The 19,368-nt window shown below is 68.1% G+C and carries 18 protein-coding genes and 2 tRNA genes; 7 read left to right on the top strand and 13 right to left on the bottom strand.

The annotated features are described in order from the left end of the window. A partial coding sequence (locus tag ACOJTD_RS22640) for an ABC transporter substrate-binding protein (protein WP_420135096.1) occupies positions 1-958 on the bottom strand: 958 nt, incomplete at its 3' end. A gap of 87 nt (positions 959-1,045) precedes the next feature. Between ACOJTD_RS22640 and nikR the strand changes: the two genes are divergently transcribed. Continuing rightward, positions 1,046-1,552 carry a nickel-responsive transcriptional regulator NikR gene (nikR, locus tag ACOJTD_RS22635; RefSeq protein WP_420135095.1) on the top strand — a complete coding sequence of 169 codons (507 nt, stop codon included), beginning with the start codon at positions 1,046-1,048 and terminating at the stop codon, positions 1,550-1,552. Positions 1,553-1,683: 131 nt separating this feature from the next. Here the strand turns inward: nikR and ACOJTD_RS22630 are convergent. From ACOJTD_RS22630 to ACOJTD_RS22585, 10 genes are all read right to left on the bottom strand, one after another. Then, positions 1,684-1,759, bottom strand: a tRNA-Phe gene (locus ACOJTD_RS22630). 177 nt (positions 1,760-1,936) lie between these two features. Further along, a complete protein-coding gene (gene yacG / locus ACOJTD_RS22625; RefSeq protein ID WP_420135094.1) occupies positions 1,937-2,116 on the bottom strand; it encodes a DNA gyrase inhibitor YacG in 180 nt (59 codons plus the stop codon). A gap of 1 nt (position 2,117) precedes the next feature. Continuing rightward, entirely contained in the window at positions 2,118-2,741 is a 624-nt protein-coding gene (locus tag ACOJTD_RS22620) for a Maf-like protein (protein ID WP_420135093.1), read from the bottom strand. Between the two features lie 101 nt (positions 2,742-2,842). Then, complete coding sequence (locus ACOJTD_RS22615; protein WP_420135092.1) at positions 2,843-4,000, bottom strand: AAA family ATPase; 1,158 nt, start codon at positions 3,998-4,000, stop codon at positions 2,843-2,845. Positions 4,001-4,303: 303 nt separating this feature from the next. After that, positions 4,304-4,759 (bottom strand): low molecular weight phosphatase family protein, encoded by a 456-nt coding sequence (locus ACOJTD_RS22610; protein WP_420135091.1) that lies wholly within the window; start codon positions 4,757-4,759, stop codon positions 4,304-4,306. 162 nt (positions 4,760-4,921) lie between these two features. Further along, positions 4,922-5,413 carry a UPF0262 family protein gene (locus ACOJTD_RS22605; protein WP_420135090.1) on the bottom strand — a complete coding sequence of 164 codons (492 nt, stop codon included), beginning with the start codon at positions 5,411-5,413 and terminating at the stop codon, positions 4,922-4,924. Beyond that, on the bottom strand, positions 5,410-6,705 hold the full coding sequence (gene hisD, locus ACOJTD_RS22600) for a histidinol dehydrogenase (protein WP_420135089.1): 1,296 nt from the start codon (positions 6,703-6,705) through the stop codon (positions 5,410-5,412). The genes ACOJTD_RS22605 and hisD overlap by 4 nt, the downstream gene beginning before the upstream one ends. A gap of 135 nt (positions 6,706-6,840) precedes the next feature. Then, entirely contained in the window at positions 6,841-7,299 is a 459-nt protein-coding gene (locus ACOJTD_RS22595; protein WP_420135098.1) for a DUF2948 family protein, read from the bottom strand. A 20-nt stretch (positions 7,300-7,319) separates the two neighbouring features. Beyond that, positions 7,320-8,609, bottom strand: a complete 1,290-nt coding sequence (gene murA / locus ACOJTD_RS22590; RefSeq protein WP_420135088.1) for a UDP-N-acetylglucosamine 1-carboxyvinyltransferase — start codon at positions 8,607-8,609, stop codon at positions 7,320-7,322. Between the two features lie 165 nt (positions 8,610-8,774). Beyond that, positions 8,775-9,068, bottom strand: coding sequence for a DUF3551 domain-containing protein (locus tag ACOJTD_RS22585; protein WP_420135087.1), 294 nt, complete (start codon positions 9,066-9,068; stop codon positions 8,775-8,777). Between the two features lie 234 nt (positions 9,069-9,302). Here ACOJTD_RS22585 and ACOJTD_RS22580 point away from each other — a divergent pair, with 234 nt between their 5' ends. Beyond that, positions 9,303-9,590 (top strand): hypothetical protein, encoded by a 288-nt coding sequence (locus ACOJTD_RS22580; protein ID WP_420135086.1) that lies wholly within the window; start codon positions 9,303-9,305, stop codon positions 9,588-9,590. A gap of 64 nt (positions 9,591-9,654) precedes the next feature. Here the strand turns inward: ACOJTD_RS22580 and ACOJTD_RS22575 are convergent, their stop codons facing one another. Together ACOJTD_RS22575 and ACOJTD_RS22570 are read right to left on the bottom strand one after the other, a co-directional pair. Beyond that, the gene (locus ACOJTD_RS22575; protein ID WP_420135085.1) at positions 9,655-10,158 is read right to left on the bottom strand and encodes a hypothetical protein; all 504 of its coding nucleotides are present in this window, start codon (positions 10,156-10,158) and stop codon (positions 9,655-9,657) included. Between the two features lie 272 nt (positions 10,159-10,430). Continuing rightward, entirely contained in the window at positions 10,431-12,131 is a 1,701-nt protein-coding gene (locus ACOJTD_RS22570) for an FAD-dependent oxidoreductase (RefSeq protein WP_420135084.1), read from the bottom strand. An 83-nt stretch (positions 12,132-12,214) separates the two neighbouring features. On the opposite strand from ACOJTD_RS22570, the gene ACOJTD_RS22565 reads away from it, so the two are divergent. The 5 genes from ACOJTD_RS22565 to ACOJTD_RS22545 all read left to right on the top strand — a co-directional run bounded on the left by ACOJTD_RS22565 (position 12,215) and on the right by ACOJTD_RS22545 (position 19,351). Further along, complete coding sequence (locus ACOJTD_RS22565) at positions 12,215-12,883, top strand: nuclear transport factor 2 family protein (RefSeq protein ID WP_420135083.1); 669 nt, start codon at positions 12,215-12,217, stop codon at positions 12,881-12,883. Between the two features lie 207 nt (positions 12,884-13,090). Then, a tRNA-Thr gene (locus ACOJTD_RS22560) sits at positions 13,091-13,165 on the top strand. Positions 13,166-13,317: 152 nt separating this feature from the next. Beyond that, a complete protein-coding gene (locus tag ACOJTD_RS22555) occupies positions 13,318-14,541 on the top strand; it encodes a metallophosphoesterase family protein (RefSeq protein WP_420135082.1) in 1,224 nt (407 codons plus the stop codon). After that, positions 14,538-17,999: an AAA family ATPase gene (locus ACOJTD_RS22550; protein WP_420135081.1), complete on the top strand. Its 3,462-nt coding sequence runs from the start codon at positions 14,538-14,540 to the stop codon at positions 17,997-17,999. Before ACOJTD_RS22555 ends, ACOJTD_RS22550 begins: the two co-directional genes overlap by 4 nt. A 167-nt stretch (positions 18,000-18,166) precedes the next feature. Then, positions 18,167-19,351, top strand: coding sequence for a thiolase family protein (locus ACOJTD_RS22545; protein ID WP_420135080.1), 1,185 nt, complete (start codon positions 18,167-18,169; stop codon positions 19,349-19,351). Positions 19,352-19,368 lie beyond the last annotated feature (17 nt).

Here is a 19,368-nt window from a genome sequence, read left to right as displayed (position 1 = left end):
TCACGTCCTGCGCGGTCTTGTAGACCTCGAACTTGACGTTGAAGGCGTCGGCATAGCGCGAGGAGCCGTACAGCGAGCCGAAACCGTCGGCGTCCTTGAACACCTTGGCGCCATCGGCGAGGCTGAGCAGCTTGGTGCCCTTCAGAAAGCGCACATACTCCTCGGGCGGCACGCCGCTACGCGTCGCCATCATCTTCACCGCTTCCGGCTGAGTCTTGGGATCGTTGATGAAGGCCACGACCCGGTCCCACACCTTCACGAGTTTCGCCCAATCCGCTTTGCGCGCAGCGAAGCTGGTCGGCGAGACGGTGACGACGTCGTAGATCAGGCCGGGCTGGTCGGCCGAGGTGTAGAGCGGCTTGGCGCCCGGGGCGGCTTTCATCGCCTGTCCGGCCACCGGCTGCCATGCGCCCACCGCCGCGATACCGGCGTCGGTGAACACCTGCGGGGTGTCGTTGGTCTTGACGTTGACGATCTCGACGTCGGTGTCCTTGAGGCCGGCCTTCTGCAAACCGTTGAGGATCAGCAGGTGCTCGACGAGACCGCTTTCGAGCCCGACTTTCTTGCCCTTGAGATCGGCCAGAGTTTTGAGGCCCGGCTTGCCGACGATCATGTCGTTGCCGTTCGAGTAGTCGGTCAGCATGATCATCACGCCCTTGGCGCCGCCGGCGCCCATCACCAGCGTGTCGCCATTGGTGACGGTGACCGCGTCGATCTTGCCGGCGCCGAACGCCTCCATCGAAGCCGAGTAGTCGAACCATTCGAACTTCACGTCGACGCCGGCTTCCTTGAACCAGCCCTTGTCGATCGCGACCTGCCACGCAACCCAGCCAGGCCAGTCGCTGTAACCGACGCGCAGCGGCTCGGCCGCCATGCCGCGGGACACCGACAAAAGCGACGCTGACGCGGCGAGCGCCACGACCACCGCGACGCGGATCAACCTGACGAAGGAACGCATGCCATTCTCCTGTTGACGTTAATACGAAAACGGTAAATCGTATTACGATCTTGTATGCACACACCGTGCCAAAGCCAGGGGAAGCCGATGCAAAACAAGCCGGAGCACACCAACCCGGGTCGGCCTCGCCGTTCGAAAGGTCCGCAGGCAGAGCGCCGTCCGCTCGTCGACCGGATCAGCCTGTCGCTGCCCGAAGCGCTGGTGGCCGACCTCGATGCGATGGTCGCGAAGCGCGGATTTGCCAGCCGTTCTCAAGCAGTTGCCGAGGCCCTGGCGCGCTCACTGGCGGACCATCAATACGCGGTCGGCGACGACGTCATGGTCGGCACCATCACGCTGTTTTACGATCATCTATCGACCGGAGTGGAACAGCGGCTGGCCGACCTGCAGCGCGCCCATATCGACGAGGTGATCTCGTCCTTTCACGTGCATCTGACCAATCACCGCACGCTGGAAGTGCTTCTCGTCCAAGGCCCCGCGGGCAAACTGCAGGCAATTGCCGATGAAATGACCACGCTGCGCGGCGTCGTCTCCGGTCATCTGCAGGTCGTCGCAGCCATCATCCCGCAGCTTCATCCGTTCATCGCGAGCTGAGGACGTGTCGAACGACTGCTGCACCGACCAATGCAACGTCGTGATGGTTCAGGCTTGGCTTTGGGTGACCAAGCGCAACGCTGGGACAGGCAGAAGCCTTATCGCGGGATCGCAGCGGGAGGCTTGGGAAATGGTGCCCAGGGGCGGGATCGAACCACCGACACTGCGATTTTCAGTCGCATGCTCTACCAACTGAGCTACCTGGGCGTTCCGCCCGGGCGATGCCGGGGGAGCGCCGGTTTATAGTCAGCCGAACCGGCGCTGTCCACCCGTCCGCAACATCCAAATGACAGGAAAATCGGGGATGGTTCGGTCGGCCCGACCGGGTGCCGCTGATGGCGGCAGGGCGATGCAGTCGGACCGTGACCGCGGCCCTTTCCCCGCTCAATCCTCGTCGTCGTCCGCGGGCGCGGCCGGAATGGCGTAGGAGCCGGACAGCCAGCGGTTGAGATCGACGTCGCGGCAGCGCTCGCTGCAGAACGGGTGCGACTCCGGCGTCGCCGGCTTGCCGCAGATCGGGCAGCTTTTGGCTTTGGCGGGCCTAGCAGGCTTTCCCGCGGGCATCTCAGGAGGCATTCAGCCAGCCCTGACGGATCGGGAAGCCTTCGCCGCCGAGCAGCGTCATGGTCTCGTACAGCGGCAGGCCGACGATATTGGTGTAGGAGCCGACGATCTTGACCACGAAGCTGCCGGCGATGCCCTGCACCGCGTAGCCGCCGGCCTTGCCGCGCCATTCGCCGGACGCGACGTAGCCGTCGATATCCTCTTCGTTCAGCCGCTTGAACCGCACCTTGGTCTCGACCAGCCGCTGCCGGAAGCCGCCCTTCGGTGTCACCAGGCAGATCGCCGAATAGACCCGGTGATTGCGGCCGCTGAGCAACCGCAGGCACTGCGATGCCTCGTCGACCAGCTCGGCCTTGGGCAGGATGCGGCGGCCGACGGCGACGACCGTATCGGCGGTCAGCACGAAGGCGCCGCGCAGATCGTCGTCGAGCTGCACCGACTTCAGCGCCGCCTCGGCCTTGGCGCGGGCGAGCCGCGTCGCGCAGGCGCGCGGCAGCTCCCCCTTGGTCGGCGTTTCGTCGACGTCGGCGGGCCGCAGCGCGTCAGGCTCGATGCCCGCCTGGTTGAGCAGAGCGAGCCGGCGCGGCGAAGCGGACGCGAGAACGAGTTTGGGACGGCCGGACATGCGGAACTTCGATTCGGGCGGGTGGCGGGAAAGGAGCCGGAACCTATCGGAAGGCGAAAGCCGGGACAACAGCCCCCGCACAGATCCGCAGCTGTGAAGTCTCAACGCGCCGGCCAGTTCCAGGACGGCAGGTCGCCATCGCGCACCACCGTCTCGCTCAGCTCTTTTTCGAGCACGATCTCGCGGCAGTCGGCTTCGCGGCTCAGCGCCGACACCAGCCCCTCGGCGTGCGACACCACCACGATCTGCGAATGCGCCGCCGCCGCCGCAATCAGCCGGGCGAGCGGGCGCAGCAGGTCGGGATGCAGGCTGGCCTCGGGTTCGTTGAGGATCATCAGTTCCGGCGGCCGCGGCGAGCGCAGGGCCGCGACCAGCAGCAGATAGCGCAGCGTGCCGTCGGATAACTCCGCGGCCTTCAGCGGCCGCAGCAGGCCGTGCTGCTGCATCGCCAGTTCGAAATAGCCGTCGAGCTCGGAGACGATCAGGCGCGCCCGCGGAAACGCATCGTCGATCGTGGCATCCAGTGCCTCAGGATCGCCGATCTCCAGGATGGTCTGGATCGCGGCGGCGAGGTCGGCGCCGTCGCCGCCGAGCACTGGCGTATGCGTGCCGATCTGCGGACGGCGGGCCGGCGCGTCGCGGTCGGTGCGCAGCTGGTCGTAGAACCGCCAGCTGCGCATCCGGTCGCGTAGCAGCAGCAATTCAAGCGCGTCGCGCGGATCGGCGCCGTGGGTCATCATGCTGTCGGAGGTGGCGAGCTGGCGATACACCTCGCGCCACTGCCCGCCGTCGTCGCGCACCCGCACCAGCGGGCCGCGCCGCTCCGCGAACGCATTGGCGCGGCCGAGCAGTTCGCCGGTCCATACGCTCTCGACTTTGATCTCCGGATCGCGCCCGAACAGCGAGGTGGCGTCCGGCAGCGGCAAACCGAGATCGATCGCATAGCCGTAATCGGTCCCGGCAAAGCCGAGCTTGAGGCCGACGCGCGTACTCCGCGTCGTGCCCTGCACCGGCTGCGCACCGCGCTTCATCGCCCGCGACACCGTCTCGGGCCCCGCCCACAGCGTCGACTGCAACCCGCCTTCCGCCGCCAGCGACTGCACCACCCGCCCCTGCGCGATCTCCGCCAGCAGCCGCAGCGCCCGGTACAGACTCGACTTGCCGGCGCCATTCGCCCCGGTCACGACATTGAGCCGCCCTAGCGTGAGCCGCACGTCGCGCAAGGATCGATAGCCGGAAACGGCGAGGCGGGTGATCATGAGGCGGTCCGAACGATGGACGATGCGGACGGAATAGCAGATCGACGCTGGGAGCTAAACGCGGGACGGCAACGTTATAAGGCACTGCGCTCGCTCCGCGCACGGCAGGCTCCCTCTCCCGCTTGCGGGAGAGGGCTGGGGTGAGGGCGACGCGGGCAGTGCGCCGGCCTTGTCGCGACAAGCAGCAAGACTCGGCTGTGCGGAGACGCCCCCTCACCCGCCCGGCTTTGCCGGGCGACCTCTCCCCGCGTGCGGGGAGAGGTTACGCCGTGCTCGGGGACCGGCTAGTCATAAGTAGCAACCCTACTCATTCCCCCCGCTGTGCCGCCCGAACCGCTTGTAGATTCTCTGCATCAGCGTATCCGCGACGTCCTGATAGGCGGCGACGCGTTGGTCGCGGGTGCCTTCGGTGCCGGTGGGGTCGTAGGTCGGCCAGTATTCGACGTCGATGGCGTGAGTGCGGGTCAGTTCCAGCGCCTTGTGGTGCGCTTCGGGCGACAGCGTGATGATCAGGTCGAAATTCAGGCCCTCGTAGTCGTCGAGTTCTTCAAAGGTCGTCGGCTTGTGCTTGGAAATGTCGATGCCGCGCTCGGCCATCGCCGCCACTGCGAACGGATCGAGTTCCTGGGTCTTCACGCCGACCGAGCGGATATACATCGTGCGCGGCGCGATGCTGCGCAGCAGGCCCTCGGCCATCGGCGAACGAACGCTGTTCATGCCGCAGGCGAACAGCACCGCTTGCGGCGCGCGTCCTGCCATCCGGTCAGGCTCGCATCACGACGTCATTGCGAAGAGTGAGACGACGAAGCAATCCAGCGCAGTGCACGGAGCTGGATTGCTTCGCGCAGCCTGTCATCGGGCGGCGCTGTGCGCAGACCCGTTGGCTCGCAATGACGGGAAGGCGTGCCCCGCACTTTCGCCTCAGCCCTTCCAGTGCAGCACCGAGATGAGCGTGAACAACCGCCGCGCGGTTTCGAAGTCGATGCGGACCTTGCCGGCGAGGCGTTCCTGCAGGGTGCGCGAGCCTTCGTCGTGGATGCCGCGGCGGCCCATGTCGATGGCTTCGATCTTGTCCGGCGTCGCGGTGCGGATCGCCTGGTAGTAGCTGTCGCAGATCATGAAGTAGTCCTTCACGATGCGCCTGAACGGCGACAGCGACAGCAGATGCGTGATCACCGGCGTGCCGTCCTCGCGCCGGATGTCGAACATCAAGCGGTTGCCGGTGATGCCGATATGCAGCGTGAACGGGCCCGTGGCGCCGTTCTCCGGCGCGAACAGGTTCTTCTCGACCAGATCGTAGATCGCGATGGCGCGCTCGTGCTCGATGTCCGGCCCGGACCGCCCGATCGATTCCTCGTCGAGCGTCACCGCGACGATGCGATTGTCGGAATCGTCTGGTTCGGAATCAATCATCGCCGGTTCAGACGCAGTCCCACCGAGCGCGCATGCGCGTCCAGCCCCTCGGCGTCGCCGAGCGTCATCGCCGCCGGCCCCAGCGCCGCGAGCTGCTCCGGCCCGCATTTCAGGATCGAGGTGCGCTTCATGAAATCGAGCACGCCGAGGCCCGACGAAAATCGCGCCGAGCGCGCGGTCGGCAGCACGTGGTTGGAGCCGCCCACATAGTCGCCGATCGCTTCCGGCGTATGCGCGCCGAGGAAGATCGCGCCGGCATTGCGGATCTTGGCCGCAAAGGCTTCCGGATCGGCGGTGATGATCTCGAGATGCTCGGCCGCGATCGCATCCGCCAGTGCCACCGCTTCATCGAGCTTGCCGACCTTGATGATCGCGCCGAATTCGCTCCACGACGCGCGCGCGATGGTCTCCCGCGGCAGCGTGGTGAGTTGCGTCTCGACGGCGCGCTCGACCTGCGCGGCCAGCTCGGCATCGTCGGTGATCAGGATCGACTGCGCATTGGCGTCGTGCTCGGCCTGCGCCAACAGATCGGCGGCGATCCAGTCCGGATTGCCGGTGGCATCGGCCACCACCACGACTTCGGACGGGCCGGCGATCATGTCGATGCCGACGCGTCCGAACACCAGGCGCTTGGCGGCCGCCACATAGGCGTTGCCGGGGCCGACGATCTTCGACACCGGCGCGATCGTCGCGGTGCCGTAGGCCAGCGCGGCGACGGCCTGCGCGCCGCCGACGCGGTAGATCTCGGTGACGCCGCCGAGCGACGCCGCCGCCAGCACCAGCGGGTTGAGCTTGCCGTCCGGCGACGGCACCACCATCACCACGCGGCCGACGCCCGCCACCTTGGCGGGGATGGCATTCATCAGCACCGAGGACGGATAGGCCGCGGTGCCGCCCGGCACGTACAGACCGACCGCCTCGACGGCGCTCCAGCGCCAGCCGAGTTCGACACCGAGCGCGTCGGTGAAGCGGTCGTCCTTCGGCAGCTGCCGGCGGTGAAAGAACTCGATGCGGTCGCGTGCGAATTTCAGCGCGTCGATCGTGGCCGGATCGCAGGCCTTCACGGCCGCCTCGATCTCGGCCGCGGTGACGCGCAGACCGTCGGCCGTCAGGTTCAGCCGGTCGAACTTCGCGGTGGCTTCGAGCAGCGCCGCGTCGCCCCGCGCCGCGACGTCGTCGACGATCGCCCGCGTGGCCGCCTCGATGTCGGCGGCGACTTCCCGCTTCATGGCGAGGAAGGCCTTGAACTGCGAGGCGAAATCGGTGCTGGCGCTATCGAGACGAATGGGCATTTGAAGGCTTCCGGAGGCATATCGGCCCAAGCGGGCCTGATGCTCAATGGCGCGGCGACTTACCGCCGTCAACCCTTATGCCGGAAGGCTTTCGCTTCGGTTGCCGGATCGGCGCCGAGCGCATGGACTATCGGCTCAGCCGAGGCCGCCCAATTGCTCGGACGGATCGCGTTCGCCGTCTCCGACGCCGAGGTGATCCGGCCCGAGATCGGTCAGCGCGCACTCCAGGCACTCGACATCCAGCCGCAGCATGCCGCCGCGGGCGAACATCAGCACGACGCTGCCGCCGGGCGGCTCCTGGCCGGGGTAGAACTCGATGCCGACCAGCTCCAGCGCCGCATCAGGCTTGTCGATCTCGATGTTGCGAGACTTGCAGGCGAGCACGCGATCGAACCGCAGCGCCGCGATGAGCCGACCGGGCACCGGTTCGCCGGACAGGGTCTGCTCCCAGTCCAGCCGGTGCAGTCCTACCACGAGCCGCTTTTCCGCCTGGCGCCAGACGATGTCGCCGGTTTCGACGCGCGCGTCCTGGACATGGGCGGAGATCACCGCGAGGTCGTCGGGGTCGAGCGCGATCAGTTTCAACTCACCCACAGCATCCCCCGCGGCGGCATTCACCCGCTGATACGTTCGATCGTGGCGCCGCAGGCCGACAGCTTCTCTTCCAGCCGTTCGAAGCCACGATCCAGATGATAGATGCGGTTGACCATGGTCTCGCCTTCGGCGGCGAGCGCCGCGATCACCAGCGACACCGAGGCGCGCAGATCGGTCGCCATCACGGGCGCGCCACGCAGCTTGGACACACCGTCGATCGTCGCGGTTTCGCCGTCGAGCGCAATCTTGGCGCCGAACCGTGCCAGCTCCTGCACGTGCATAAAGCGGTTCTCGAAGATCGTCTCGGTGATATGCGAGGCGCCCTTGGCGCGGGTCATCAGCGCCATCAGCTGCGCCTGCAGATCGGTCGGGAAGCCAGGGAACGGCGCGGTCGTCACCGTCACCGGACTGATGCCGGCGCCGTTGCGGGACACCTTGATGCCGTCGTTGTTCGGCGTGATCGTGACGCCGGCTTCAGTGAGCACATCCAGCGCCGCCTGCAGCAGCTCGGGCCGCGCGCCGGAGAGTTGCACCTCGCCGCCGGTCATCGCCACCGCCATCGCATAGGTGCCGGTTTCGATCCGGTCCGGCAGCACGGTGTGGCGGGCGCCGTGCAGCTTGGCGACGCCTTCGATCAGGATGCGGGGCGTGCCGGCGCCGGTGATCTTCGCGCCCATCTTGTTGAGGCAGTCGGCGACGTCGGTGATTTCCGGCTCGCAGGCCGCGTTGGAGATGATGGTGCTGCCCTTGGCCAGCGTCGCGGCCATCAGCGCGACGTGCGTGCCGCTGACGGTGACCTTGGGGAATTCGATGGTCGCGCCCTTCAGCCCACCGGGCGCTTTGGCGATCACGTAGCCGCCGTCGATCGAGATCTCGGCGCCGAGCTTCTCCAGCGCCATGATCAACAGGTCGACCGGGCGGGTGCCGATGGCGCAGCCGCCGGGCAGCGACACCTTGGCCTCGTGCATCCGGGCGAGCAGCGGCGCCACCACCCAGAAGCTGGCGCGCATCTTCGAGACCAGTTCGTAGGGCGCGGTGGTGTCGATGATGTTCTTGGCGGAGATGTGCAGGGTCTGGCCCTGATATTCATGGTCGCCCGGCCGCTTGCCGGCCGCCATGATGTCCACGCCATGATTGCCGAGGATGCGCTGCAGCAGCGCGACGTCGGCGAGTCGCGGAACATTGTCGAGGATCAGGGTCTCGTCGGTCAGCAGTGCGGCGATCATCAGCGGCAGGGCTGCGTTCTTGGCGCCCGAAATCGGGATGGTGCCGTGCAGCTTGCTGCCGCCGATAATCCGAATGCGATCCATGCCAATTCCCGCTGTTGAGCCGTGATCATATACGGCAGAACCGCCGTTGGTGGCAAAAGCGTGGAATTTGCGGCTATTTCATGGGCTTGCGGGCCATGGACAGCGTTTCGGCTGCCACGCCCGGAGCGAATCGCCGCCGCGAGCAGTTGCGGCGGCGGAAGGCTCTTACCAGCGGGTGTCGCCGTAAGTGCGATAATCACGGTGCCGCGGCTCGCGGAAGCCGACGCGCGGGTTCAGGTTGCAGTCGGCAAGCCGGCCCGAGGCGGCCGCTCGACACTGCCCATAGGACGCATAACTGCAGTCGCCCGGATAGCCGTAACCGGGCGAGGTCAGGCAATACGCATAGTCGCGGGCCTGAGCCGGCGTGCCGCCGACAAGGCTCGCCCCAGCCACCGCGCCCACCGCGGCGCAGGCCGCCAGCAGGCGGCGCGACAGCAGACTGTTCAAAGCTTGTTTCATGAGTGTCTCCAGCGTGATTGCCCAAACAATCCGTTGTGGCCCCGGTCGTTCCGATTGCAGCCCCTAGCGTTCTTCCTACGCGGTTCGTGTTCCATTGCAAACTGCGGCCGGAGCCGCGGGCGAGGCACGATGTTCCTTCGGAACGGTGTGCGGTGGCGACCGTTGCTAGGCCAGTGCAACCGCACGATGCAAGACGACAGGATCACCGTTTCAACGGATCTCAGAGGAGGTTTCATGAGCTCCCGAATGACCAAGATTGCCGGCGTCGCCGCAGCAGCGCTGTTCGCAACCACTCTCGCCGCGTCGGCGCAAAGCCAGACCGAGCCGCGCGGCAACGCAATGGGCTCGGAGCGCGTCGGCAACGGCGGCGCAATGCACAAGGGCACGACCATGGCCCCCGGCACCACAACCGGCGCATCCGGCAGCATGAACGGCGCCAATCACCCGACGCCGTCGTCGACCCAGGGCGATGTCGGCCCGGGCGGCAACAACAACGGCACGCGCACCCCGCCGGCTCGCTGACACAGCGAGATCGAGTAGCAGAAGGGCCTCGGCATTGCCGGGGCCTTTTTGCTGCCGGCGCGGATCAGGCGCGCGCGTAGTCCGGAGCCGGATGATAGCGCCGCAGCGCCGCAACGATCATCACCACGAAGAACAGCAGCGTAGCGCCCTGCGCGGCGAGAAACGGCGGCTCGGTCTGGTTCGGCGCGAGATCGCGCAGCACCGTAATCTTCTGAAACGACTGCACGACCAGCACGAAGACGTTGAGATACAGCGCCAGCAGCGCGGTGACGACATACGCCGGCCTCCACCAGCCCGCAAGCCGGCCGCCATACAGCGCCATCACCGCGACCGCGAGCAGCACCAGCGAGATGATGCCCACGATGTGCGACGGCAGCAGCTGGAAGAAGGGAAACAGAAAGCCCGTCGCGCTGGTCAGGATCGTGGTCGCCAGAAACAGCGCGGTCCACCCGGGCAGCGGCTTCGAGATCAGCAGACCGATCATCGCGATCAGACCGGCTGCGATTCCGATCAGGCTGATGACCACATGAATCAGCGTGAACGTCGTCAAATCCATTCCAAGAACCATCGCCCGCTCCTGCAATTGACTATCAATATCGTATGATAGTCATCATGCAGAACAAGCCGCCGTCTGTCACGCCGGAATGATCAGCACTGCGTGCTCGGCAGGTAGCCTCGAGCCACAGCCTACGCGCTCCCTCTCCCGCTTGCGGGAGAGGGCTGGGGTGAGGGCGACGCGAGCACAGTGCCGGCGTTTTTGCAGCGACGCGTACTCAGTGCCTGGGGCTATTATTTTCCGGGGCTGTGTTACTTCCGGCACCGGCCTGTGAGACACCTCACTTAGTTCAGCGAATCCGACAGGTAGCCGTGCAGCGCGGCGACGACCTGGGCGCCCTCGCCGATCGCGCCGCCGACGCGCTTGACCGATCCCGAGCGCACGTCGCCGACCGCGAACACGCCTGGCACCGAGGTTTCCAGCAGCGGCGTCGGCCGCTGGTTGGTCGCACCGTCGGTCGGCGCGCCGGTGACGACGAAGCCGCCGCGGTCGAGAGTAACGCCGCAGCCGTCGAGCCATCCGGTCGCCGGATCGGCGCCGACGAACAGGAACAGGTTGCGCACCTCCATCGGCCAGGTTTCGGCCGATAGCCGGCTGCGCAGCGTGACGCGTTCGAGGCCGCCACCCGCCGAGCCGTTCACCTCGACGACCTCGGTATTGAACACCAGTTCGATATTCGGCGTCGATTCGATGCGCTCGATCAGATAGCGCGACATGCTGGCGGCGAGGCCGCCGCCGCGGATCACCATGTGGACGCGTGCCGCATGGGTGGAGAGAAACACCGCCGCCTGCCCGGCGCTGTTGCCGCCGCCGACCAGGATCACCTCCTGCTCCTTGCACAACCGGGCCTCGATCGGCGACGCCCAGTAGTACACGCCGCGGCCATCGAACGCCGCCAGATTGGCGATCTCCGGCCGGCGATAGCGGGCGCCGCTGGCAACCACGATCGAACGCGCGCGCAGCGCTTCACCATCGTCGGTCTCGAGCGCGAAGGTGCCGTCGTCGCGGCTGCAGTCGAGCGCCTTGACCTCGATCGGGATCATCACGTCGGCGCCGAATTTCTGCGCCTGATTGAAGGCGCGCGCGGTCAGTGCGTGTCCGGAGATGCCGGTCGGAAAACCCAGATAGTTCTCGATCCGCGCGCTGGCACCGGCCTGGCCGCCGAATGCACGCTGATCGCAGACCGCGACCGACAGGCCTTCGGAGGCCGCATACACCGCGGTCGCCAGCCCCGCCGGACCGGCGCCGACGATCGCGACGTCGTAGACCTTGCCCGGCTCGATCTGGCCGATCATGCCGACGGCGCGGGCGAGTTCGGATTCCCGCGGATTGCGCAGCACGGTGCCGTCCGGCGTCACCACCAGCGGCAGATCGCCGGGCGACGGCGAATAGCGCGCGACGAGATCGCCGGCGTCGCGATCGACCGCCGGGTCGAGCAGATGATGCGGCAGGCCGTTGCGGGTGAGGAAACCCATCAGCCGCACCACATCGGACGAGTTCGGCGAGCCGATCAGCACCGGGCCGCCGACGCCGCCCTGCAGCAGGTTGACCCGGCGCAGGATCAGCGCCCGCATGATCCGCTCGCCGAGATCGGCCTCGGCGACCATCAGGGCGCGCAGCCGCTCCGGCGGCACCAGCAGACACTCGACGTCGCCCTCGGCGCAGCCGTCGACCAGCGAGACGCGGCCCGACAACTGGCTGATCTCGCCGAGAAACTGCCCCGGCCCCTGCTCGGCCACCGGCGTCACGCGGCCGAGCCCGTCGCGCTGGGTGACCGCGACATGGCCGGCCAGCACCACGAACATTCCCGGCCCCTGCTTGCCGGTCTCGAACAGCAGTTCGTGGTCGGCGTAACGCCGGATCTCACCGAACCGGCGGATGCGCGCGATCTCGGCCGGCGTCAGCACCGGGAAGGTCTGGTCGTGCCGATCGCTACGCCCGCTGGCCGCCGCTGCGCTCGCCCGCGCGGTCTCGTCGATGCTCATCGGTGTTCCCCTCTGACGTTCGGCGCGGCCCCCTCCACAAGGTCATCGGCAGCACCAGGCGGGCTGTCTTGAACGTTTTTGCTGTGATCGCTGTCCGGCGGCGCGGCCTGCCCGGCGCGTCCGCGCGCCTGCAGTTTGCGCCGTTTCAAATTGTCGCGCAGCGCGTCGCGCAGCCGGGCCTGCCGCCCGGTGGGATCCGCAGGTCGTGGCGGGGTATCGCTCATGTTCGTCCTCGCCCGCCTACGGCGATGGTCGCGGTTGTCATTGTTTCGGGCTTGGTCTGCATTGATGCCCCGGATCCGGAGAGTCGCATGTTGAACGACACTTATGCGCTGACGGCCGCATCGCAACAGACCGTTGCCATCTGGCATCGCGCACTCCCGGCCGCCGACGCGGTGGCGCTGACCGGGCTGCTGGCCGAGGACGTGATCTTCCATTCGCCGGCCGTACAATCTCCGATCCAGGGCCGCGAAGCTACCCTGCTGGTGATGCTCGCGGTCGCTGAAGTGCTGGAGAACATCCGCTATCGCCGCACCTTCATCGGCGGGCCATGCGAGGCCGCACTCGAATTCAGCGCCGAGATCGGCAAGCTGCAGGTCAAGGGCGTCGATCTGATGCGCCTCGACGGCGACGGCAAGATCCTGGAATTCGAGGTGATGATGCGGCCGCTGCGGACGCTGTCGGCCGTCGCCGACGCCGTCGGCAGCCGGGTCGCCCCGAAGATGCTGCAGCTCAAACTGAAACCGGGCTAAAGTCGAACAGCCGCTTCCGCCGCCCCCGCGACGACCGATCGAACGGCACGTCATTGGGATCACGGGCCAATTACCGCCTTGGACGCTCAAGGGCCCAACGGCTTTTCCTCACCCGATCCGCGCGACGCGCTTGCACTCCCGGATGCCCTGTGGCAAGGATCGCCCCGCCGCACGGGGCCCTTGGGGCTGATTCCCGGATCGGTTTATGCTGCCGTAGCTCAGTGGTAGAGCACTCCCTTGGTAAGGGAGAGGTCGTGAGTTCAATCCTCCCCGGCAGCACCAGCCAAACTCGAAATCATTGATGATATTGGATTTGAAAGCGAACAAGCAGTCCGGCACGATCGAAGCGAGCCCGGACATATCATGAACACGCCGGGCATTTTCTCGGCCTCCTATCCCCGTCCGCTCCCCTCATTTTTAATACACTGATCACCATGCGCTTCACCTTCATCCATGCCGCCGATCTGCACATCGACAGCCCGCTCGCCGGGCTGCGGGCGAAGAATGAAGAGGTGGCGCGGCGGTTTGCGGAGGCGGGGCGCAAGGCGGTGCAGGCGCTGGTCGACGAGACGATCGCCAGCAATGCCGCGTTCCTGATCATCGCCGGCGACATCTTCGACGGCGACTGGAAGGACGTCACCACCGGGCTGTTCTTCGTCGGCGCGCTCGGCGCGCTGCATCGCGCCGGAATTCCGGTGTTCATCGTCAAGGGCAATCACGACGCCGACAGCCTGATGTCGCGCGGCCTGCCTTACCCCGACAGCGTCACGGTGTTTCCCACCAAGGCCGCGACCGTCGAACTCGACAGCTTTCGCGTCGCGCTGCACGGCCGCAGCTTCGCCGACCGCGTCAACGCGGATTTCGTTGCGAGCTATCCGTCCCGTCGCGAGGGCTGGCTCAACATCGGCGTACTGCACACCTCGCTCGATGGCACGCGCGGCCACGAGGGCTACGCGCCGTGTAGCGTCGATGACTTGCGGCGGTTCGGCTACGACTACTGGGCGCTCGGTCACATCCACGCCGCCGAGATCGTTCACCGCGATCCATGGATCGTGTTTCCGGGCAATCTGCAAGGCCGCAGCGTCCGCGAGACCGGCGCCAAGGGCGCGATGCGGGTCACCGTCGAGGACGGCCGCGTCGTCGATGTGACGCCGCTGGCGCTCGACGGCGCGCGCTGGGCACACCTGACGATCGACAGCACGGGCCTGGTCGAGGAGTCACAGGTATCGGCGCTGGTGAGCGAGCGGCTCACCGAACTCCATGCGCAGAGCGAGGGCCGCGCGCTCGCGGTGCGCGTCACGCTGACCGGCGCGACGCCGCTGCACAACAGGCTGCTGGCCCGCCGCGAAGCGTTGCAGGACGATCTGCGCGCCGCCGCGCTGCATCTCGCCGCCGACTGCTGGATCGAGCAGATCAAGATCAAGACGACGCTGCCGGCCCAGACTGCCGTGGCGCGCCCGGAGAGCGACGACATCGACGTCGCGGCGCTGCTGGCCGAAGGCGCGCAGGATCCCGGCCTCGCGGCCGCGCTGGCGGAGCTTACCGAGACCATCAAGGCGAAGCTGCCGCGCGACCTGCACGAAGAGTTCGCCGCGTCCGACGTGCTCGGCAGCCTGTCGGACGACGCCCGCGCGCTGCTGGCCGGAGAGCTGCCGTGAGAATCGAGCAGCTCGCGCTGGAGCGCTACGGCATCTTCACCGACCGGATCGTGCCGTTCGCCCCTCAGGCGTCGCTGCACATCGTGCTCGGCGCCAACGAGGCCGGCAAGACCTCGGCGCTGACGGCGATCGGCGACCTCCTGTTCGGCTTCGGCGGGCGCACCGATTACGACTTCAAGCATGACAGCAAGCTGCTGCGGCTCGGCGGCAGCTTTCGCCATTCCGACGGCCGGCTGATCACCGCGCGCCGTCGCAAGGGCAACAAGAACACGCTGCTGGATGCCGACGATCAGCCGCTGCCCGACGATCACCTCGCGGCGCTGCTCGGTGACGTCTCGCGCACCGCCTTCAATCGCGAATTCGGCATGACCGCGCAGGCGCTGCGCGAAGGCGGCGACGAACTGCTCGGCGCCGGCGGCCGGCTGGCCGAAACGCTCGCGGCGAGTTCGGCCGGCATGGCCGAACTGTCGCGCATCAAGGACCGGCTGCAGCAGCAGGCCGACGAGCTGTTCACGTCGCGCAAATCCGCCAGCAAGCCGTTCTATCTGGCGGCCGAGCGCCGCGACGCGGCCGACAGAGAACTCCGCGACGCCATCGTCACCCGCGACATGCTGCGACAGCTGCAGGGCGCGGTGGAGCAGGCCGCCGCCGAGCTGGAGAAACTGAAGGCCGAGCACGCCGCCTGCGGCAGCACGCTGGCGCGCTGGCAGCGTACATGGCGGGTGCGCTCGCCACTGACGCGTCTCGATCGTATCGAGGCCGAGCTGGCGGAGCACGCCGATCTGCCGCACGTCGCGGAGGCGACGCTCGCCGAATGGCGCGCGGCGCTCGACAGCAAGACCGCGCTGGAAGCCGAGATCGCGACGCTCGACGCTGCCGCCGCGGCGGACGCCGCGGAGATCGCCACCATCCATGTGGACGAGGCGCTGCTCGCCGAGGCCGGCACGATCGAGTCGCTGCGCGAGCGGCTCGGCGCGGTGCGCAAGGCGGCGTCCGACCTGCCGCGGCGACGCCACGATCGCGCCAGCGCCGAGGCCGCGCTGGACGATTGCGCCCGCAAGCTCGGGCTCGGTTCGCATGCCGAATTGCTCGCCGCCCTGCCGACCGAGCCGGCGCTCGCCGAGGCGCGCGACCGCATCGAGCGGATGCGGAGCACCGCCAAGGAGCTCGCCGATATCGAGGCCCGCTACCAGCGGGTGCAGCGCGAGCGCGACAGTCAGGCGGCGACCGGCGACGATCCGCATCTGGTCGATCTCGAACCGCTGCGCCAACGCTTCGAGGCGCTCGGCGACATCCCAGCGCAGGAGGAGCGGCTGCGCCGCGACCGCGCCGCGCTGGCGGTCGAGCTCGAGGCGATTAGCCATGCGGTCGCCGCGCTTGATCCGTCGCCGGGCGAGCCCGACCGCGTGCGCGCCCTGCCGGCGCCCGACCGCGCCACTATCAGCAAATTCGCCAGCGCGTTCGAGCTCAGCGAGACCGAACTGAAGCGGCTCGATGTGGAGATCGCGAAGCTCGACGACGCCATCGCGGCGCTGGAGGCCGAGCTGGCGCGGCTGTCGAGCTCCGGCGCGGTGCCGACCAAAGCCGAACTGATCGCCGCGCGGCAGACGCGCGACGACCGCCTCGGCGCGCTGTACGACGGGCTCGATGGCGATCGCGACGAACGCCGGCAGCGCTTCGACGGTGTCGCCGAAGCGTCGCGCGCGATCGACGGCATCACCGACTCGCTGCTGACCGACACCGAACGCGCCACCCGGCACGAAGACGCGCAGCGGCGCATCGCCGAAACCGGCGGCGAACGCGAGCGTCTGATCGCCAAGCGCGCCGGGCTGCAGCAAGGACTGGCGGACATCGCACAGGGCTGGGCGAAGGTGTGGGCCGCGTCCGGCCTGCAGCCGGCGGCCGCGCCCGAGATGCTGCGCTGGCGCGACCGGCTCGACGACATCATCGGCCGGCTCGGCAAGAGCGACCTGCAGCGCGCCGCGATTGACGCCCAGGCGATGGCGCTCAGCGACGGCAAGGCGGCGACACTCGGCTTCCTCGACAGCGTCGGCCGCCCGGGCGATGCCGATGCATCCGCCGGCGTGCTGTATCGCGAGGCCAAAGGGCGGCTCGATCAGCTGGTGTCGGCGTGGAGCGACGCCAAGGCGCGCGCCGCGACTCGCGCCCGCATCGAACGTGATCTCGCCGAGGCTGAGGCCGCGCGCACGACCTGCGAGCGCAGCCTTGCGGATCTACGACAGCATTGGCCGCAGACGATGGCCGCGATCGGCCTCGCCGCGGATGCCTCACCGGCGCAGGCCGACGCCGCCCTCGCGGTGTGGAACGCGGTTGGCGTCCCGCGCGCCAATCTCGACCGCGAGAGCCGCAGCGTCGATACTATCACGTCCGATCTGCAGGAGTTCGACCGCGACGTTGCCGATCTGCTGGCGCGGGTCGCATCGGATATCAGTCATCTGGCGGCGCAGGAGGCGGTGCCGCGGCTCGCCGAACGGCTCGACGAGGCTCGCCGCGCCAGCGAGGCCTGCCGTCGCCTGCACGACAATGCGGCCAAGCGCACCATCAACCGCGGCGCGCTGGTCAGCCGGCTCGCCGCGAGCCTCGACACGCTGCAGCACGCCGGCAATACGCTCGGCGCCGACAGCGCCGACAGCGCCGCGGTGCCGGAGCTGCTCGAACGGCTCGCTGTCCGGCTGCGGCTGCAGACCGAACAGACGGAGCTGCGCCGCAATCTCTTCGAAATCGCCGACGGTCACGACGAGACCGCGCTGCGCCAGGAGCGCGAGGGCATCGACCTCGACCGGCTGCAGGCCGACATCGCCAGCGCGAGCGAGCAACAAACGCGGCTGCTCAAGGATATCGCCGACGCTTCGGCGGCCCACTATCAGCGTCAGCGCGAACTCGACGCGCTGACCAAGGGCCGCGACGCCGCGGGCGCCGCGATCCGGCGCCGCGAGGCAGGCGCCGAACTGCTCTCCATCGCCGAAGACTGGCTGCTGCGCTCGGCCGCCGCTTTGTTGGCTCGCCGTGTCGTCGAACTGCACCGTGCCAAGGTGCAGGACCCGATGGTCGCACGGGCCGGCGAGCTGTTCGCGCTGGCGACCGCCGAGGCGTTTGCCGGGCTCGGCATCGATTACGGCGACGAGGACGAGCCGACGTTGGTGGCACGCCGTGATTCAGGGGGGCGCGTGCCGCTGTCCGGATTGAGCGAGGGCACGCGCGATCAGCTGTTTCTCGCGCTGCGCCTCGCGCTGCTCGAGCGACGCGCCTCCGAGCCGCTGCCGTTCATCGGTGATGACCTGCTCGCGAGCTTCGACGATCGCCGTACGCTGGCGACGCTGCGCCTGCTCGCCGCGGCCGGCCGGCAGCGGCAGATGATCCTGTTCACCCACCATCGCCACGTCGCCGACCTCGCACTGTCGCTGGCCGATCATCAGGTCGATGTGATCGATCTGTAAGGCCGCGCCGCGCAGCAGCCCGCGCGAGCGGCGCCTTCGCGCTTGCGATGAAATGATGATCATCATACATTACGCCTCGGGCGGCCGCTCTCGGTCACCGGCGACGCCGCGCGCGATGCCTTCGAAGCGACATCCGGCCCGCCATCGCGCATACTGAGGAGTCCGTCATGAGCGCACGCGACATCGTTCTCTGCCATCCGGTCCGGACCGCGATCGGCGCCTATAACGGCGCGCTGAAAGGCACGCCCGCGACCGAACTCGGCAGCGTTGCAATCCGCGAGGCGCTGCGGCGCGCAGGGCTGGCACCCGATACGGTCGGCTCGGTGGTGATGGGCAATGTGATCCAGGCCGGCAACCGGATGAATCCGGCGCGGCAGGCGTCGATCGGCGGCGACCTGCCGGTGTCGGTGCCGGCCTACACGGTCAATCGCGTCTGCGGCTCGGGCGCCCAGGCGATCCTCACCGCCGCGCAGGAAATCGCGGTCGGCGATATCGACCTCGCGGTCGCTGGCGGCATGGAGAACATGGACCGGGCGCCGTATCTGATGACGGGGGGCCGCTGGGGCTACCGGATGGGTCCGGCCGAAGTGCTCGACAGCATGCTCACCGACGGCCTCAACGACGCGTTCTCCGGCCAGCACTCCGGCTGGCACACCGAGGATCTCGTCAGCAAGCTGCAGATCACCCGTTCGGCCCAAGACGAATTCGCCGCGCGCTCGCAGCAGCGCTTCGCAGCGGCCCAGAAGGCCGGCCGGTTCGACGACGAGATCGTCCCGGTCACCGTCAAGGGCCGCAAGGGACCGGAGACCTTCGCGGCCGACGAGGCGCCACGTCCGGACACCACGGTCGACGTGCTCGCCAGGCTGAAGCCGGCATTCCGCCCCGACGGCACGATCACGGCCGGCAACGCGCCCGGCCTCAACAGCGCCGCGGCTGCGATGATCGTGGCCGGACGCGGCTTCGCCGACGCCGCCGGCATCACCCCGATCGCGCGGCTGGCCGGCTACGGCGTCGCAGCGGTGGAGCCCGGCCTGTTCGGCCTCGGCCCCGTCCCGGCCGTGCGCAAGGCGGTCGACCGCGCCGGCTGGAAGCTGTCAGACATCGAACGCATCGAGATCAACGAGGCGTTCGCCGCGGTCCCGCTCGCCGTGATGAAAGAGCTCGGGCTGCCCGAGGACATCGTCAATGTCGACGGCGGCGCGATCGCGCACGGTCACCCGATCGGCGCCACCGGCGCGATCCTGACCACGCGGCTGCTGCACGCGATGAAGCGCGACGGCCTGCGCAAAGGCATGGTGACGCTGTGCATCGGCGGCGGCCAGGGCATCGCGCTGGCGCTCGAAATGATCTGAACCGGTGAGGTATCGAT

Origin of the sequence: Rhodopseudomonas sp. (assembly GCF_048594845.1) — a bacterium.
In the GTDB taxonomy this organism is placed as follows: Bacteria; Pseudomonadota; Alphaproteobacteria; order Rhizobiales; family Xanthobacteraceae; genus Rhodopseudomonas.
This window is presented reverse-complemented; position numbering and strand designations above follow the sequence as displayed.

What these genes read in the sequence shown, in the direction of transcription:
- nikR (WP_420135095.1), top strand. Translation starts at nt 1,046, where the DNA reads ATGCAAAACAAGCCGGAGCACACCAACCCGGGTCGGCCTCGCCGTTCG.
- yacG (WP_420135094.1), bottom strand. Translation starts at nt 2,116, where the DNA reads ATGCCCGCGGGAAAGCCTGCTAGGCCCGCCAAAGCCAAAAGCTGCCCG.
- ACOJTD_RS22620 (WP_420135093.1), bottom strand. Translation starts at nt 2,741, where the DNA reads ATGTCCGGCCGTCCCAAACTCGTTCTCGCGTCCGCTTCGCCGCGCCGG.
- ACOJTD_RS22615 (WP_420135092.1), bottom strand. Translation starts at nt 4,000, where the DNA reads ATGATCACCCGCCTCGCCGTTTCCGGCTATCGATCCTTGCGCGACGTG.
- ACOJTD_RS22610 (WP_420135091.1), bottom strand. Translation starts at nt 4,759, where the DNA reads ATGGCAGGACGCGCGCCGCAAGCGGTGCTGTTCGCCTGCGGCATGAAC.
- ACOJTD_RS22605 (WP_420135090.1), bottom strand. Translation starts at nt 5,413, where the DNA reads ATGATTGATTCCGAACCAGACGATTCCGACAATCGCATCGTCGCGGTG.
- hisD (WP_420135089.1), bottom strand. Translation starts at nt 6,705, where the DNA reads ATGCCCATTCGTCTCGATAGCGCCAGCACCGATTTCGCCTCGCAGTTC.
- murA (WP_420135088.1), bottom strand. Translation starts at nt 8,609, where the DNA reads ATGGATCGCATTCGGATTATCGGCGGCAGCAAGCTGCACGGCACCATC.
- ACOJTD_RS22585 (WP_420135087.1), bottom strand. Translation starts at nt 9,068, where the DNA reads ATGAAACAAGCTTTGAACAGTCTGCTGTCGCGCCGCCTGCTGGCGGCC.
- ACOJTD_RS22580 (WP_420135086.1), top strand. Translation starts at nt 9,303, where the DNA reads ATGAGCTCCCGAATGACCAAGATTGCCGGCGTCGCCGCAGCAGCGCTG.
- ACOJTD_RS22575 (WP_420135085.1), bottom strand. Translation starts at nt 10,158, where the DNA reads ATGGTTCTTGGAATGGATTTGACGACGTTCACGCTGATTCATGTGGTC.
- ACOJTD_RS22570 (WP_420135084.1), bottom strand. Translation starts at nt 12,131, where the DNA reads ATGAGCATCGACGAGACCGCGCGGGCGAGCGCAGCGGCGGCCAGCGGG.
- ACOJTD_RS22555 (WP_420135082.1), top strand. Translation starts at nt 13,318, where the DNA reads ATGCGCTTCACCTTCATCCATGCCGCCGATCTGCACATCGACAGCCCG.
- ACOJTD_RS22545 (WP_420135080.1), top strand. Translation starts at nt 18,167, where the DNA reads ATGAGCGCACGCGACATCGTTCTCTGCCATCCGGTCCGGACCGCGATC.